Raw genomic sequence first — 15,973 nt, 5'->3', positions numbered from 1 at the left:
CCCCCTCAAGATGAGATATCCCATCGCAAGAGTAAGACCCCTTGAAGACGACGAGGTAGATAGGGCAGAGGTGGAAGCATGGCAACATGTGTAGCTGACTGTCACTAATAGGTCGAGGGCTTAACCAAGTTGGTTTAGGTAAGAGGAAAAGAACGGATGAAGAAGATATGTAGCAATGTGTGGTTTTGAGGGTATGTGCAATTGTCTGTCATGCACAACAAAGAATCTTAATGCGTAAATCCATGTATGGGTTTGCGCTTTTTTTATTTAAAAATCAAATGATGGTATTGCAATAGATGGGATTAAGAGGTAAATTAAAAGAGAGTTTGTGCGGATCGTACAGGCTTTTTTGTGCAGGAAAAGCTGGAGGAATTATTTATGGGATGTGGATTGACAGGGAATACACGGATAGAATCTGATGAAGTTAACAGTGCGGTAGTGCTGGCTCTTCAAAATTTAAAAAGGGATATGGGAAAGGTTTTAGCGGCTTCTAATATTCCGGGGCTTACGATCCGGCTGGAGAAAGCTGATATTGCGGATGAGTGCTACCGGTTATACCGCCGGGGAGAAAATCTGATGCTGGCTGCCGGTTCCTTACTTGGTTTTGTATACGGAATTTATGAAATCAGCCGGAGGTTCTTAGGTGTCCATGACTTCTGGTTCTGGAATGACCAGGTCTTTAAGAAAAGGGAGATCATTCCGGTGGAAGAAGGATACGATCAGATATCCGGACCTTTCCGCATTAAGCTAAGAGGCTGGTTTGTAAATGATGAAGTGCTCATTGACAAATGGAGTGTTAACAGAGATATGGAGGAGCCATGGAGAATGGTATTTGAGGCCCTTTTGAGGTGTGGCGGCAACATGGTGATCCCGGGAACAGACAAAAATTCGGTAAAGCACAGGAAAATGGCTTCCGATATGGGACTTTTCATTACCCATCATCATGCAGAGCCAATTGGGGCGGAGATGTTTGCCAGAGCCTATCCAGGCTTAACACCTTCCTATGAGGAACACGGAGAGCTGTTTCGCGGGCTGTGGCGGGAAGCGATACTGGCTCAGAGAGAGTTTCAGGTGGTCTGGAATCTGGGTTTTCGAGGCCAGGGAGACTGTCCATTCTGGGAAAATGACCCGCGTTATCAGACGGATGAAGCAAGAGGGGCTCTTCTCACCCGGTTGATAACTCTTCAATATGATATGGTAAAGGAACAGGTGCCGGATGCTTTGTGCTGTACCAATCTATATGGGGAAACCATGGAATTGTATCAGAAGGGCTTTTTAAAGCTTCCGGAAGATGTTATCCACATTTGGGCGGACAATGGGTTTGGAAAAATGGTCTCAAGGCGCCAGGGAAATCATAATCCAAGGGTTCCGGCTCTTCCGGTTCGTGGAACAGGAGGCCGTCATGGGATATATTATCATGCCTCTTTTTATGATCTTCAGGCGGCCAATCATATAACCATGCTTCCTAATTCTACGGATTTTGTTCAGAAGGAACTTAAAAAGGTGTTGGATCATGGCGCAGATGATTATTGGATCATCAATTGTTCCAATGTAAAGCCCCATGTGTTTTACCTGGCCTTAATGGCTCAAATCTGGAAAAACGGGGCAGCGGAAGACGGCTGGGCAGATCAATATGTGAAGCAGTACTATGGAGATGAACAACTGGCTTTCGTGAAGCAGTGTTTTCTGGAGTTTTCCAGATATGCGATAAAGTACGGACCAAACGAAGACGATCATGCGGGGGAGCAGTTTGTAAATCATGTACCCAGGATTCTTATGACCCAGTTTATGAAAGACAGAAGTCACCGCGCAGAGGAACTTTTATGGGCTTATTCCGGTAACAGCTTAAAGGAGCAGGTGAGCTGGTTTGAGAGCCTTTGTAAACCGGCAGCTGTTTCTTACGGGTCGTATTTAAACCGTTGTGAGGAAACAGCAGGGAAGCTTAAAGTAGGGGCCAGGCTTCTATTTGAAGATTCGCTTCTTTTGCAGGTAAGGCTTCTTCACGGCTGCTGTCAGGCTTCGGTCCGGGTATGCGAAAGCTTAAAATATGGTTTTGAAGAGGATTATAAAAGGGCATTTTATCATGCAGGACTGGCCTTCGAACAATTTAAAAAGGCGGACCTTTTTATGCGGGAGAGGGAACATGGTAAGTGGCATGATTTTTATAGCAATGAATGTCTGGCAGATGTAAAGCAGAGCGCCTGGGTGGCGGAAACTCTCATGGGCTTTTTCCGTGTACTGGGGGATGGCCCCCACTTTTATCAGTGGCAGAGAGAATTTTTTAATTCCGGTAAGGACAGGCAGGTCATGCTGGTTTTGAATATGGAGAACCATCTGACCCACAAGGAGCTGCTTGCTTTTATGAAGGAGAAATGGGAGATTTGATATGAACAGAGAGCGTGATATTACCCGGATTTTGATGGTCTGTCATGGAAATATATGCAGATCCCCCATGGCGGAGTTCGTCATGAAGGATATGATAGAAAAGAAGCACTTAGAGGAATGCTTTTATGTTGCGTCAGCGGCTACAAGCGCGGAAGAAATCGGGAATCCGGTACATTATGGAACAAGGAAAAAACTCAGAGAGCAAGGGATTTCCACGGATGGGAAATATGCAGTTTTGCTGACCCGGAAGGATTATGGCAAATATGATTATCTGATTGGCATGGAACAGCGGAATGTTACGAATATGCTTAAGATTCTGGGCGGAGATCAGGAGGGAAAGGTAAGACGGCTTCTGGATTTTGGCGCTGATCCCAGAGACATTGCAGATCCGTGGTATACCGGGGACTTTGACATTACTTATGATGATGTCTGTGAAGGCTGTAAAGCTCTTTTGGCACACATTTTAAATCAGGAATCTGCAGGGGGATGCAGGAAATAAGGATGAAGTGGACTGTTTCCGTTAGCCAATGGAAACGGTCCACCACCTTGTTTTTGCTTTTATCAGGCATTATATGTCTTCTATGTCAACGATCGTGAGATTTAACGACTCACAGGACAGATCAATATCCGTTCCGGCTTTTGGTGCAGGGCCGATGATACGGATCGTGGGGCGCAATGCAAATCCAGGCGTGTTATCCTTGACAACAGCCGTACTTCCATCGCTGAGATGAATGATCGTACCAATGGGATATGCGGTAACGCACTGCAGGAAAGCGGTAAGCAGTTCCGGGTCAAAATGAGTGTTGGAGCAGCTGGTAAGGTAGTCAAAAATCCGTCTTGGGGACCATGCTTTCCGGTAAGGCCTGGTAGAGTTTAAGGCATCATATACATCAGCGATGGCGAGGATGCGTCCATAAAGAGGAATATTATCTCCGGTAAGGCCGAAGGGGTATCCGCTTCCGTCAAATTTCTCATGATGGGTCTGAACTCCCCGTAATACCACTTGAGAAATAATCGTATGTTCCCCGAGTTTCTTATAGGAAAGGCTGGGATGTTGTTTCATGATTTCAAATTCATCGTTGGTCAGTGGCCCCGGTTTGTTGGTAATATCGATCGGTATATCCGTTTTTCCAATGTCATGAAGAAGGCCGCAGAGTGCCAGATCATATAAATGGGATGTGGGGAGTCCGATGAAACGGCCCAGCAGGACACTTAAAATGCCTACGTAAAGGCTATGGGAATAGGTATAACCATCATAATCCCTGATATCAATCATCTGGAAGAGATACTTGTCCTTGCTCAAAATATTCATAACAACGGATTCGGCCACTGCTGCGATTTCCTCGTAAGACAGTTTACTGGACTGAAAGGTTATTTTTTTCAGGTTCTGGTCAAATGTATTGCGTATGCTGGTCAGCATTTTTGCTTTTAATTCCGGCTCTACAAAGTCTTCCGGTTCAATGCCTTCCGTAAGCTCTGTGCGTATATAAGCTCCTTGTATCCCGATTTTTTTCATGCGGCAGATCATACGTTCGTTCAGTATGAAACCGGTTACTGCAAAAGGGAGCATGGGGTTTAATCCGGGGATGTTTCGGGCCAATTCCATACCCTCAGTCAATTTCTCAATAGGAAGATAAATCAATTCTCTCACCTCGACAGACTAAAACGCAGTCTCTTCTTTCTATTCAGTAGATTCCTTCTTTTGTAAAAATTGGTAATATATACACAATATCACATTAAATTATAGTTGCAATTGATGGATGCGTCAATGAAAATTTGCATTATGGTTACTAGTATGGAAGGCTTAAATCGGATTGCATAACAGGGGACGTTTTTTCAAACATCTGAATCAGCAGAAAGTTAAATCAGAGGGGTTATTATGATAGAAATTTTAAATGGAATGCATGAAACCATTCATTATGAATGTTCTTTGGGGCTTCGCCTGCATCATAATGTAGTTTTTGAAGATTATCCGGAACATTGGCATGTGGGGATTGAAATGATCATGCCAATAAAGGAAGGATATGAGGTCGTAGTCGGAGAAGAGCATTATGTACTTGAAACGGAAGATATCATTCTGATTCACTCCGGCGTGATCCACGCATTAAAAGCGCCTCCTACGGGAGAACGTTATATCCTGCAGTTTGAAACGACCCTTCTTTATAATTTAAAGGAGATGGAGACCCTGTTATTTATGATGCCCCCGGTGATATTAGTTAAGAAGAAAGCTAAAAGCCCCCTTCATGCATTTATGAAGGAAAAGCTTGAGAAAATCATTGAGGAATACCAGGGAAACAGTACGTTCCGGGAAGCTTCCATCTACGCGGCCCTTATTGAGATTTATGTAGAGCTAGGGAGAAATGAAGTGTGCCGGAACGTGGCCGGAAGGCAGATCCATAGCATGAAACAGCAGGAGTATCTGGAAGCAGTCATGAGCGCCTGCTCCTTTATCAATCAACATTACATGGAGAACCTGACATTGGAGGAAGTGGCCCAGATCGGAGGGTTTTCCAAATATCACTTTACCAGGATCTTTAAACAGTATATGAATATGACCTTTTATGAATATCTGAACTCCAAACGGGTTAAGAAGGCAGAGGAGCTTCTGTATAATGCCAAAGAATTGAGCATTACAGATGTTGCCATGGGTTCCGGTTTTTCATCCATGAGCGCATTTAACCGTACTTTTAAGATGTTAAAAAACTGTTCCCCAAGTGATTATAGAAAGATCAGACAGCAAAAATACGAATCAGGAAGCTTGTAGAAAAGCAATATTTGCATCATTAGAAGCAAGAAGTGAGATGCCTGTTTTTTTATAGAATGCTATGATGAGATCAAAGGAAAACGGCCCAAATATTGGCTGGGTTTCCGGTTGACAGGAAAGGGAAGGTACATCTCATGAAGAAAGAAAAGCAGAAGGAATATCGGAAGAGAGCAAAAGAATTGGTAGAGGAAATGACGCTGGAAGAAAAAGTTTCACAGACCATACACAGCGCAGCGGCAATTCCCAGACTGGGGATTAAGGCCTATAACTGGTGGAATGAGGGGCTTCACGGTGTAGCCAGGGCCGGAGTGGCCACCGTATTTCCCCAAGCCATCGGCCTGGCGGCAACCTTTGATGAAGATCTGCTTTTCGAAGTTGCGGATGTGATCTCCACCGAGGCCAGGGCGAAATTTCATATGCAGCAGAAATTCAATGATACGGATATTTACAAGGGCCTTACGTTCTGGGCGCCCAATGTAAATATTTTCAGGGACCCGCGCTGGGGAAGGGGTCATGAAACCTTTGGAGAGGATCCCTATTTGACCTCGCGTATGGGAGTCCGTTTTATCCGTGGGATGCAGGGGGATGACGAGAATTATTTGAAGGTCGCTGCCTGTGCCAAGCATTTTGCAGTTCACTCAGGTCCGGAGGCTGAACGTCACTCCTTTGATGCGGCGGTAACAAAGCAGGATATGTTTGAGACCTATTTACCGGCTTTTGAGGCCTGTGTGAAAGAGGGAAACGTGGAGACGGTCATGGGGGCCTATAACCGGACCAATGGGGAGCCCTGCTGCGGAAGCAGAACATTGTTAAAGGATATTTTGAGAACGGCCTGGGGATTTGAAGGGCATGTGACTTCGGACTGCTGGGCGGTGAGAGATTTTCACGAACATCATGGAGTTACAGGTTCTGCCCTGGAGTCCGTTGCCCTGGCAATGGAAAATGGATGCGATTTAAACTGCGGAAGCCTGTTCCTGTATTTGACCGAGGCTGTGAATCAGGGGCTGGTGTCTGAGGAACGGTTAAATGAAGCGGTTGAAAATCTGATGGTGACCAGGCTGAAACTCGGGATGTTTGAGGAACCGGATGCTGTTCCATTTAACCGGATCACTTACGAAGACAACGATACCGGAGAACACCGGGAGCTTAACTTTAAAGCCTCCAGGAAGTCTTTTGTTTTATTGAAGAATGAGGGGAATATGCTGCCTCTTGATAAGAGCCGGTTAAAAACCATAGGTATTATAGGACCAAACAGCAACAACCGAAAGGCACTTATTGGAAATTATGAAGGCACTGCTTCCAGATATTATACCGTTTCTGAAGGAATCCAGGATTATCTTGGAGATGAGGTGCGTATTATGGTTTCGGAAGGCTGCCATTTGTTTAAGTCAAGGGTGAGCGGCCTGGGGCAGGAGAACGACCGCCTTTCAGAGGTTCGCGGAGTTTGTGAAGCCAGTGATGTGATCATTGCCTGCATGGGCCTGGATTCCGGCCTTGAGGGGGAAGAGGGCGATGAGGGAAATGAGTATGGCAGCGGGGATAAGCCGGATCTGTCACTTCCGGGCTTGCAGCAGCAGGTGCTGGAGGAAATCTATAAGAGCGGGAAGCCTGTAGTTTTAGTACTTCTGTCCGGAAGTGCCCTGGCGGTCACCTGGGCGGATGCCCATATTCCGGCCATTGTCGAAGGCTGGTATCCGGGCGCAGAAGGGGGCCGGGCTCTGGCTGCTGTGCTGTTTGGCGGCTATGCGCCGGAGGGAAAGCTTCCTGTCACCTTTTACCGAAGCACGGAGGAGCTGCCTGCTTTTACGGATTATGCAATGAAAGGAAGGACCTACCGTTATATGAAGCAGGCCGCTCTTTATCCCTTTGGTTACGGTCTGTCCTATACGGATTTCTCCGTATCCGGCATTTCGGTCAGTCAGAGCAGGATCTCAAAGGGAGGCTCTCTTATCATAAAGGCGGTATTAAAGAATGTGGGCTCCATGAAAGGGGCAGAGACCTTACAGATATATGTAAAGTCCTGTGCCCCGGGAACGCCCAATGCCCAGTTGAAAGCATTTGTGAAAGAAGAACTGAAGCCGGGAGAGGCAAAGGAATTAAGTGTGACACTTACGGATAAGGCGTTTGCCCTTCGGGATGAACGTGGGGATCTGGTACTGGAAGCCGGTGCTTACAACGTATATGTGGGAACGCAGCAGCCGGACAAACGAAGCGCGGAACTCACAGGAAAGACACCGGAATGCATGGAGGTATTCGTGGAACAGCGCGCTGTTCTGGAGAAATGCTGCATTGGCTGATGTAAGGATATCAGGGGAGGGATAAAAATGTTGGAAATGAAGGAACCCATAAAGGAAAGTACGGCAACGGGCAGACTGTTTCGCCTGCCTGAATTAATCAGTGACGGCTGCGTCCTGCAGATGGGAAGGAAAACCAGGATATGGGGCTGGGCAGAACCCTTCGGGGTTGTGACGGTGCGCTTTCAGGACCAGGATGCTGTGTGCAGGGCAGATTCCGGGGGAGAGTGGCAGGCGATGCTTTCAAACCTCAGCCCGGGCGGGCCGTTTTCCCTGAGCGTCATATCCGAATCAGGGGAGCAAAAGGAAGTACGGGATGTATATGTTGGGGAGGTGTTTCTTTGTGCAGGCCAATCCAACATGGAACTGCCGATGGACCGGGTAAAGGACCGGTATCCGGAGGAAATGAAACGTCCGGAGGAGCCGCGTATCCGGCTTTATAAGGTCATGGAGCATTATGATTTCCAGGGCCCCCTTTCTGATCATGTGGAAGCCCAATGGCGCGGCTGTTCACCGGAATCCATTGGTGAATTTTCCGCAGTATCGTATTTCTTCGGAAGGTTTCTGCTGGAAGCAAGAGACGTCCCCATTGGCCTGCTGAATGTGAGCCTGGGAGGTTCTCCGGTGGAGGCATGGATGGGGAAGGAGGCATTGCTTTCCTATCCCCGGGCACTGGAAACCCTGAAAAGGTATCAATGCCGGGAATATGTCCAAAAACAGTTGGAGAATAATATTAACAGCCAAAATGAGTGGTACGGCAGGATCGATGAGCTGGATATTGGCTGGAATGCCCCAGAAGTGCCCTGGAAGGAAATCAGGCTGCCGGCATTTTTAAAAGATGCAGGGCTGGACGGATTCTGCGGCAGCATCTGGCTTAGAAAGCGGTTTGATGTGCCGGAGTCCATGGCAGGAAAGCCGGCAAAGCTGTGGCTTGGGACTTTGATCGACAGCGATAAAACCTATGTGAACGGTGTCTTTATTGGGGAGACTCCATACCAGTATCCGCCCAGAAAATACCACATACCCCAGGGTGTACTGAAAAGCGGGGAAAATGAGATCCGCATCCGGCTGATCTGTGATCATGGAGCCGGGAGGATGACTCCTGGGAAAACCTATGCCATTTTTACGGAAGAAGAACGGATTTCCCTGGAAGGTAACTGGGAATACCGGATCGGTTACAAAAGCAGCCCGGCACCACCGGTTGATTTTCCGTCACGAAAGCCAACCGGGCTTTATAACGGGATGCTGGCGCCGTGCATCCCTTACACGATAAGGGGCGTTTTATGGTACCAGGGGGAATCCAATGATGACAGGCCGGATTCCTATGAAGACCTTCTGCGCCGGATGATTTTGTTTTGGCGGGAACAGTGGGGACAGGAAAGGCTGCCTTTTGTTGTGGCCCAGTTACCGGGGTTTTCCATAGACCTTGAGGATATGGGGGATGCATGGCCCAGGATCCGGGAAGCCCAGGCTAAAGCCGCCTCTTTGCCGGATGTGGCTGTAACAGTCAACCTCGATTTAGGCGAGAGCAATGATCTGCATCCTCTCAATAAGAAGGATGTTGCATGGCGCATGGTACTGGCTGCCAGAGGAATGATTTATGGGGATCCGGTGTTGTGGAAAGGGCCGGAGCTTCGCTCATGGGAAGTGAACGGCAGCCGAGTATGCCTTACCTTTGAACCGGGAGATAATGAGGGGCTGTTGGTCAAAAACGGGTCTGGTTTGGAAGCCTTTGAACTGGCCGGAGCAGACGGCCGCTATTATCCGGCTGAAGGCCAGGTGGAAGAACAGCAGATCACCTTATGGTGCAGGGAGGCTGCAGAACCGGAGTTTCTCCGCTATGGCTGGAGCAATGCACCTGAGAAAGGGCTTTTATATAATCATTCCGGACTTCCGGCAGCACCGTTCCGGTTACATTTAAAAAACGAAGAAAAGTGGTACGGGTGGGGCACTCATCTGTTTTTGGATGGTTGGTCGTTTACGAAACAGCCGTTGCACACTTCTCTGGAGGAGATTCAATCGATCCATGCGTTCCAGCCGGTAGGACTTCCCCATGACTGGTTGATTTACCAGGGGGAAAAGCTCTATGAGGACAGTACAGGCTGGTACCGGAAATGCTTTTTCATTCAAACAGATCAGGACCGTGTGGTCCTGCTGCGCTTTGACGGCATTTATATGGATTCCACGGTTTATGTAAATGGCCGGAAGGCCGGGGAATGGAAATATGGTTATTCTGCTTTTGATGTGGAGCTGACTCAGTATCTGCGGACCGGGGAAAATGAAATCATGGTCCGGGTGGACTACCAGGCCCCTAACAGTCGCTGGTATTCCGGGGCGGGGATCTACAGAAATGTATGGCTGATGGTGCTGCACCGTGACCGGATCCTATCGGATGGGCTGTATGTTTCAACAAAAGAGAAAGAGGATGGGGACTGGGATTTAACGATTCGTGCGGAGATCCTGGCGGCAGGTCCCGCGAAGCTGCGCTATTATCTGACCCGCCGGAATGCCGGAGAAATGGAGGGAGAGGAGTGCCTTAAGGAACTTGCGGTAAGCCCGCAAAAGGCTGTACAGACTTTAGAAACGACTGTCAGAATCCTGAAACCGGAGCGATGGGATACGGAAAATCCGGCCTGCTATGTGCTGAAAGCAGAGCTTTACCGGGAGGGAGAGAAGCTTCAGGAGGAGTGTCAGACCATTGGATTCCGGACCCTCCGGTTTGACCCGGATCAGGGCTTTCTCCTTAACGGGCGAAAGCAAAAACTGAAGGGTGTTTGTGAACACCATGATCTGGGCTGTCTGGGAGCAGCATATCATTCCCAGGCAATGCTCAGAAAATTTACCATATTGAAAGAAATGGGTGTGAATGCAGTCCGCTTAAGCCATAACATGCCGGCACAGGATGTGATGGAATTGGCGGATGAGATGGGAATTCTGATCGTCTCCGAGGCTTTTGATATGTGGGAACGCTCCAAAACCCCCTATGATTATGCAAGGTTCTTCCGGGACTGGTACCAGAAGGACGTGGCAAGCTGGATACGCAGGGACCGGAACCATCCAAGCCTTATCATGTGGAGCATTGGAAACGAAATCTATGATACCCATGCAGACGGGCGGGGGCAGGCGGTGACAAAGCTTCTGATGGATGAGGTACGAAAACACGATCCTCGGGGAAATGCCGGCATTACCATTGCATCCAATTATATGCCATGGGAAAATGCCCGGAAATGTGCGGATATCGTGAAATTGGCCGGTTACAATTATGCGGAAAAATATTATGAGGAACATCACAGGGAGCACCCTGACTGGATCATCTACGGAAGTGAAACTTCGTCCACAGTACAGAGCCGCGGTGTTTACCATTTCCCGTTCTCGCAGTCTTTGCTGGCAGATGAGGATGAACAATGTTCCTCACTTGGAAATTCCACCACCAGCTGGGGTGCAAAATCCTCGGAGGCCTGTATCATAGCAGAACGGGATCATGATTTCTCATGCGGACAGTTTATATGGACCGGATTCGATTATATTGGCGAGCCAACGCCGTATCACACGAGAAATTCTTATTTCGGCCAGGTTGACACCGCAGGATTTCCCAAGGATTCTTATTATATCTACCAGGCGGAATGGACCGACTGGAGAAAAGCGCCCATGGTACATGTATTCCCTTATTGGGATTTTAATGACGGCCAGCGGATCGATGTGAGGGTCTGCTCCAATGCGCCGTCCGTGGAACTGTTTTTCAATGGCAGGAGCCAGGGCAGTTATGAGATCGATCACCGATACGGGGATTGCCTGACAGGAAACTGGCAGCTGCCCTATGAGACAGGTGTTATAAAAGCGGTTGCTTATGATGAGTCCGGCAATATCATAGCTGAGGATATCAGTGCATCCTTTGGAGAGGCGGAGAAGATATGCTTAAACGGGGACCGGGAGAGCTTAAAGGCAGACGGACAGGATCTTCTGTTTGTCACCATAACCATGAAGGATGCGATGGGAAATCCGGTGGAAAATGCAAACAACCGGGTTTTTGTCAACGTATCCGGAAGCGGACGCCTGGTGGGGCTGGATAATGGGGACAGTACGGATACTGACGAGTATAAAGGGATCAGCAGAAGGCTGTTTGGCGGAAAGCTTCTGCTGGTTGCGGCAGCAGGAACGGCGCAGGGAGAATTGAAGGTATCCGTGAAATCCAGGGGAATGAAAGATGCCTGTCTGACGGTACCGGTTGTATGGGCTGAGAAACCGGAAGGGGCAAGTCCGCTTGCCTACGGAGTCCTGGGGAACGAGGAAGAACAGGCACACAAAAAAGAATGGGAGGAGGATGTTCCTGTACGCACGATAAAGCTGGTCAGCGAACCTGGAACAAAGCTGACAGCCGGCAATCTGACTGCTGCAGTTACTGCCCGGATCTGTCCGGAAAATGCCTCGGATCAGGCTTTGATCTGGAGCGTGGTAAATGATTCCGGAATCCCCTCTAAGCTGGCTGAACTCAAGGCGGTGGGGAACCAGGCCCTGCTGACGGCTAAGAGCGACGGCTGTTTCCGGCTGCGGTGTATGTCCAAGTGCGGGACAGAAAAAATACGGATTCTGTCATCATTGGAGTTTTCGGCAGCAGGACTTGGCGAGACCTTTTTAAATCCCTATGAGTTCATAAGTGCAGGCTTATATGATTATAGCCGGGGCGAAGTAGGAAATGGAAATGAGCATGGAGTAGCAGCCGCCAGAGACGGGGAGACGCAGATCGGATTCCACAACATTGATTTCGGCAGCTATGGGTCGGATAAAATTACAATTTCTGTGTTTGCCCTGACGGATGAGCCATACCGCATCCGTATCTATGAGGGGATGCCGGAGCAGGAAAATTCGAGGCTTGCCATTGATGCGGTATACCAGAAGCCTTCTCAATGGAATGTATATCAGGAGGAAACCTACCGTCTGGACAGAAGGCTTAAGGGGGTCACAAGCCTTTGCTTTGTGCTGGAAAAAAAGGTACATATAAAAGGTTTTTCTTTTACAAAACAGAGCCGGAGTTATGAAAGGCTTCCGGTTACAGAATGCGATCAGATATATGGAGACAGCTTTCTGGTTGCGGAGGAAGGAATCCGCAGCATCGGAAATAACGTAACAATTGTATTTAAGAATATGGAGTTTGGCGAAACGGGTGCGGACCGCCTTACCATATGCGGATTTACACCAAATGAAACCAATACGATTCTTGTGCGTTTTATGGATGAGGATGAGGGAGGGGAAGAAGAACAGCTGATGGAATTCCAGCACTCAGAAATCCGGAAGCCTCAGAGCTTTTCCCTGGTCCCGGTTAAGGGAACAAAAACAGTTGAATTTGTGTTTCTGCCTGGAAGTAATTTTGACTTCTTTTGGTTTCATTTCGGATGTCAGCCGGAAACAAATCGCAATATGTGAGCAATCATTCGCAAAATCAGAGAAGCCAATATAGGCAATATGTTATAAAATGAAAGAAAAAAGAAGGAGAAAAAATACAAAACGACGAAATACAGGGAATAAATCCGGAAGGTATTCTATATCAGATGACCTTTGGGGAAAGGAAGGATATGGGCTTCGAACGTGCGTGGCTTACCTATAGGAAACAAAAAGATCATAAATGGGACAGATATTTTTGCTCGTTCTACACAAATGATGGAAGTACGGTGACAAAAACCGCAGCAGCGGAGTTAAAACAGGCTGCCAGGGAAATTTTGGAAGTAGAGATGCAGAATCGTGCGGATGCTTCCGGGGCCGGGATCGTGCTTACCATAGACCCCGGCTGTGGAACCGGAGCGGAAGGATACCATTTAAAGGAAATGGGGGGGCAGATATTCCTCACATCGGAAGGGGCCTCCGGGCTGTTGTATGGGAGCTTTGCCCTGATCCGGCGGCTTCAGCTGGAAGGGGATTTCCAGGAGATCGATATAACAGAAATACCTTCAAACCCCATACGGATCCTGAATCACTGGGATAATATGGATGGTTCCATCGAACGGGGATATGCCGGAGAATCCTTCTTCTTTCAGGCACAGAAGGTTCAGGTGAATGACAGAACCAGAGCTTATGCCAGATTGGCGGCATCGGTAGGAATCAATGCAGCCGTTATTAACAATGTGAATGTAAAAGGGAATGCCACCAGACTGCTTGATAAGACCTATGGAGCAGAGCTTATGGCAATGGCAGGAATCTTTGCGGAATACGGGATCCGTCTTTATCTGAGCCTTAATTTTGCAGCTCCCATGGAACTTGGAGGGCTATCATGCTCTGATCCGCTTAACGAAGAGGTAAGGGCCTGGTGGAAGGCCGCGATGTCAGATATTTATGGAAGAATTCCAAATCTCGGCGGCTTTCTGGTAAAGGCGGATTCAGAAGGCCGGCCGGGCCCTTTTACCTATGGCCGGACTCATGCGGATGGAGCCAATATGCTGGCAGAAGCAGTGGAGCCATATGGCGGTCTGATCATATGGCGGTGTTTTGTTTATGATTGCCGGCAGGACTGGAGAGACCGGAAAACGGACCGTGCCAGAAGCGGTTACGATCATTTCAAACCCCTGGATGGCAGTTTCAGGGAAAATGTGGTGCTTCAGGTTAAGAACGGGCCAATGGATTTTCAGGTGCGGGAACCGGTTTCGCCTCTTTTTGGCGGCATGGAGCATACAAATCAGATTCTGGAGGTGCAGATCACCCAGGAATATACAGGGCAGCAGCAGCATGTATGCTACCTGGTTCCCATGTTTAAAGAGGTGCTGGAATTTCGGTGCGGCGGAGAGCAGGGCAGGGACCGGGTCGCGGATATTGTAAGCGGAAAAGCCTGGGGGAGGCATAACTGCGGCATGGCTGCAGTGGCCAATACCGGGAATGATGAGAACTGGACCGGCCATGATCTTGCCGCAGCCAATTTATACGGCTTTGGAAGGCTGAGCTTTCAGACGGAGCTTACGGCAGAAGAAATTGCAGAAGAATGGACCGGTTCCACATTTGGAAATGAAACGGATGTAAAAGAGACCATTAAAAAAATTCTTCTAATGTCCTGGCCGGCCTATGAGAAGTATACCGCCCCGCTTGGGATTGGCTGGATGGTAAATCCGGGCCATCATTACGGACCGAACGTAGACGGCTATGAATATGACCGCTGGGGTACCTATCACCGGGCGGATCATCTTGGTATCGGAATAGACCGGAGTTCAAGCGGCACGGGCTATGTTTTACAGTACCGGGAACCGAACGCTTCCCTATATGGGAATCCGGAGACCTGTCCGGAAGAATTGCTGCTGTTTTTTCATCATGTTCCCTATGAGCATAAGCTGAAAACGGGGAAGACGGTGATCCAGCATATATATGACTCTCATTTTGAAGGGGTTTTGGACGTGGAGGTAATGGCCGCTCTCTGGGATTCCTTAAAAGGGAAGGTTCCCCTGAACATATTTGAACGGGTGCAGAAGAGATTTGCACATCAGAAGGAACATTCAAGAGAGTGGAGGGATCAGATAAATTCTTATTTTTTCCGAAAGTCCATGATTGAGGATGAGAAACACAGAATCATTTATTAAATTGGAACAAAAAGAAAGTGGTGATAGCATGGTAAAAAGGGCGAGAAAACAAATACCGGCAGGAGATAACACCTCTTTGCTGCACCATGTGAAAAAAGAATGGCGGTTGTATACCTTTCTCGTTATTCCGATTATTTATTATGTGATTTTTAAGTATATACCCGTATTTGGAAATGTTATTGCATTCCGAAGATATAAGGGAGGGACCAATATCTTCGGGGATTATTTTGTAGGATTCCGATATTTTAAGCAGTTTATCGGAGATCCTGATTTCTGGCGGGCATTTTGGAATACCCTGCGCTTAAGCGTGGGATATCTGGCAGTACGGTTTCCGGCAACCCTTTTGTTCGCCCTGCTGATCAATGAGTTACGTAACCTGCGGTGGAAGAAGATGGTGCAGACCGTTTCCTATTTGCCGCATTTTATTTCACTCATTGTGGTATGCGGTATGGTGAAAGAAGTGCTCTCTTTGTCAGGACCGGTCAATTCTCTTCTGGCGTCTATGGGAATGGATAAGATCGCGTTTATGTCGGAGCCAAAGTATTTTGATGTCATTTACATTTTGTCAGGAGTATGGCAGGCACTGGGGTGGGGAACGATCCTCTATCTGACGGCCATGACAAACATCAATATGGAGTTATATGAAGCGGCGGCTATCGATGGGGCGGGCAAATGGAAGCAGGCTCTTTATGTCACCCTGCCGGGCATTCTTCCGACGATTATGACACTTCTGATTTTGGATATCGGAAATATTGTAACTTCCGGTAATATGCAGAAAATATTGCTGCTGTATAACCCGTTGACTCAGAACCGGGCCGATATTATCGGCACCTATGTGTATCGTATGGGTATTGCCGGAGGCAACTTCAGCTATGCGGCGGCGGTAGGGCTGTTTGAAGGTGTGATCGGGCTGGTCCTGGTAACCATGGCTAACAAGCTTTCAAAAAAATTTACGGAAACTTCGCTTTGGTAGAAGG

General features: G+C 48.1%; 8 protein-coding genes and 1 rRNA gene. 8 read left to right on the top strand and 1 reads right to left on the bottom strand.

The window, feature by feature from the left end:
* The 3 genes from BQ9856_RS04910 to BQ9856_RS04900 form a co-directional block, all read left to right on the top strand.
* Nucleotides 1–128, top strand: a 23S ribosomal RNA gene (locus BQ9856_RS04910); the annotation flags it as partial.
* A 250-nt stretch (nucleotides 129–378) separates the two neighbouring features.
* On the top strand, nucleotides 379–2,385 hold the full coding sequence (locus tag BQ9856_RS04905) for a glycosyl hydrolase 115 family protein (protein WP_077609968.1): 2,007 nt from the start codon (nucleotides 379–381) through the stop codon (nucleotides 2,383–2,385).
* Between the two features lies 1 nt (nucleotide 2,386).
* Nucleotides 2,387–2,884 carry a low molecular weight protein-tyrosine-phosphatase gene (locus tag BQ9856_RS04900; protein WP_235839116.1) on the top strand — a complete coding sequence of 166 codons (498 nt, stop codon included), beginning with the start codon at nucleotides 2,387–2,389 and terminating at the stop codon, nucleotides 2,882–2,884.
* Between the two features lie 69 nt (nucleotides 2,885–2,953).
* Here the strand turns inward: BQ9856_RS04900 and BQ9856_RS04895 are convergent, their stop codons facing one another.
* Nucleotides 2,954–4,027 (bottom strand): HD-GYP domain-containing protein, encoded by a 1,074-nt coding sequence (locus tag BQ9856_RS04895; protein ID WP_077609967.1) that lies wholly within the window; start codon nucleotides 4,025–4,027, stop codon nucleotides 2,954–2,956.
* A 237-nt stretch (nucleotides 4,028–4,264) separates the two neighbouring features.
* Between BQ9856_RS04895 and BQ9856_RS04890 the strand changes: the two genes are divergently transcribed.
* The 5 genes from BQ9856_RS04890 to BQ9856_RS04870 all read left to right on the top strand — a co-directional run bounded on the left by BQ9856_RS04890 (nucleotide 4,265) and on the right by BQ9856_RS04870 (nucleotide 15,969).
* Nucleotides 4,265–5,149: a helix-turn-helix domain-containing protein gene (locus tag BQ9856_RS04890; protein WP_077609966.1), complete on the top strand. Its 885-nt coding sequence runs from the start codon at nucleotides 4,265–4,267 to the stop codon at nucleotides 5,147–5,149.
* A 134-nt stretch (nucleotides 5,150–5,283) separates the two neighbouring features.
* Nucleotides 5,284–7,446 carry a glycoside hydrolase family 3 C-terminal domain-containing protein gene (locus BQ9856_RS04885; RefSeq protein WP_077609965.1) on the top strand — a complete coding sequence of 721 codons (2,163 nt, stop codon included), beginning with the start codon at nucleotides 5,284–5,286 and terminating at the stop codon, nucleotides 7,444–7,446.
* A gap of 27 nt (nucleotides 7,447–7,473) precedes the next feature.
* Nucleotides 7,474–12,864: a glycoside hydrolase family 2 gene (locus BQ9856_RS04880; RefSeq protein ID WP_077609964.1), complete on the top strand. Its 5,391-nt coding sequence runs from the start codon at nucleotides 7,474–7,476 to the stop codon at nucleotides 12,862–12,864.
* Between the two features lie 149 nt (nucleotides 12,865–13,013).
* Entirely contained in the window at nucleotides 13,014–14,996 is a 1,983-nt protein-coding gene (locus tag BQ9856_RS04875; protein ID WP_200801251.1) for an alpha-glucuronidase, read from the top strand.
* Between the two features lie 28 nt (nucleotides 14,997–15,024).
* Complete coding sequence (locus BQ9856_RS04870; protein WP_077609962.1) at nucleotides 15,025–15,969, top strand: ABC transporter permease; 945 nt, start codon at nucleotides 15,025–15,027, stop codon at nucleotides 15,967–15,969.
* The last annotated feature ends 4 nt before the right edge of the window (nucleotides 15,970–15,973 follow it).

Origin of the sequence: Clostridium sp. Marseille-P2415 (genome assembly GCF_900155545.1) — a bacterium.
Classification (GTDB): domain Bacteria; phylum Bacillota; class Clostridia; order Lachnospirales; family Lachnospiraceae; genus Lacrimispora.
The sequence above is the reverse complement of the archived record's forward strand: the minus strand, read 5'-3'. Positions and strand labels throughout refer to the sequence as shown.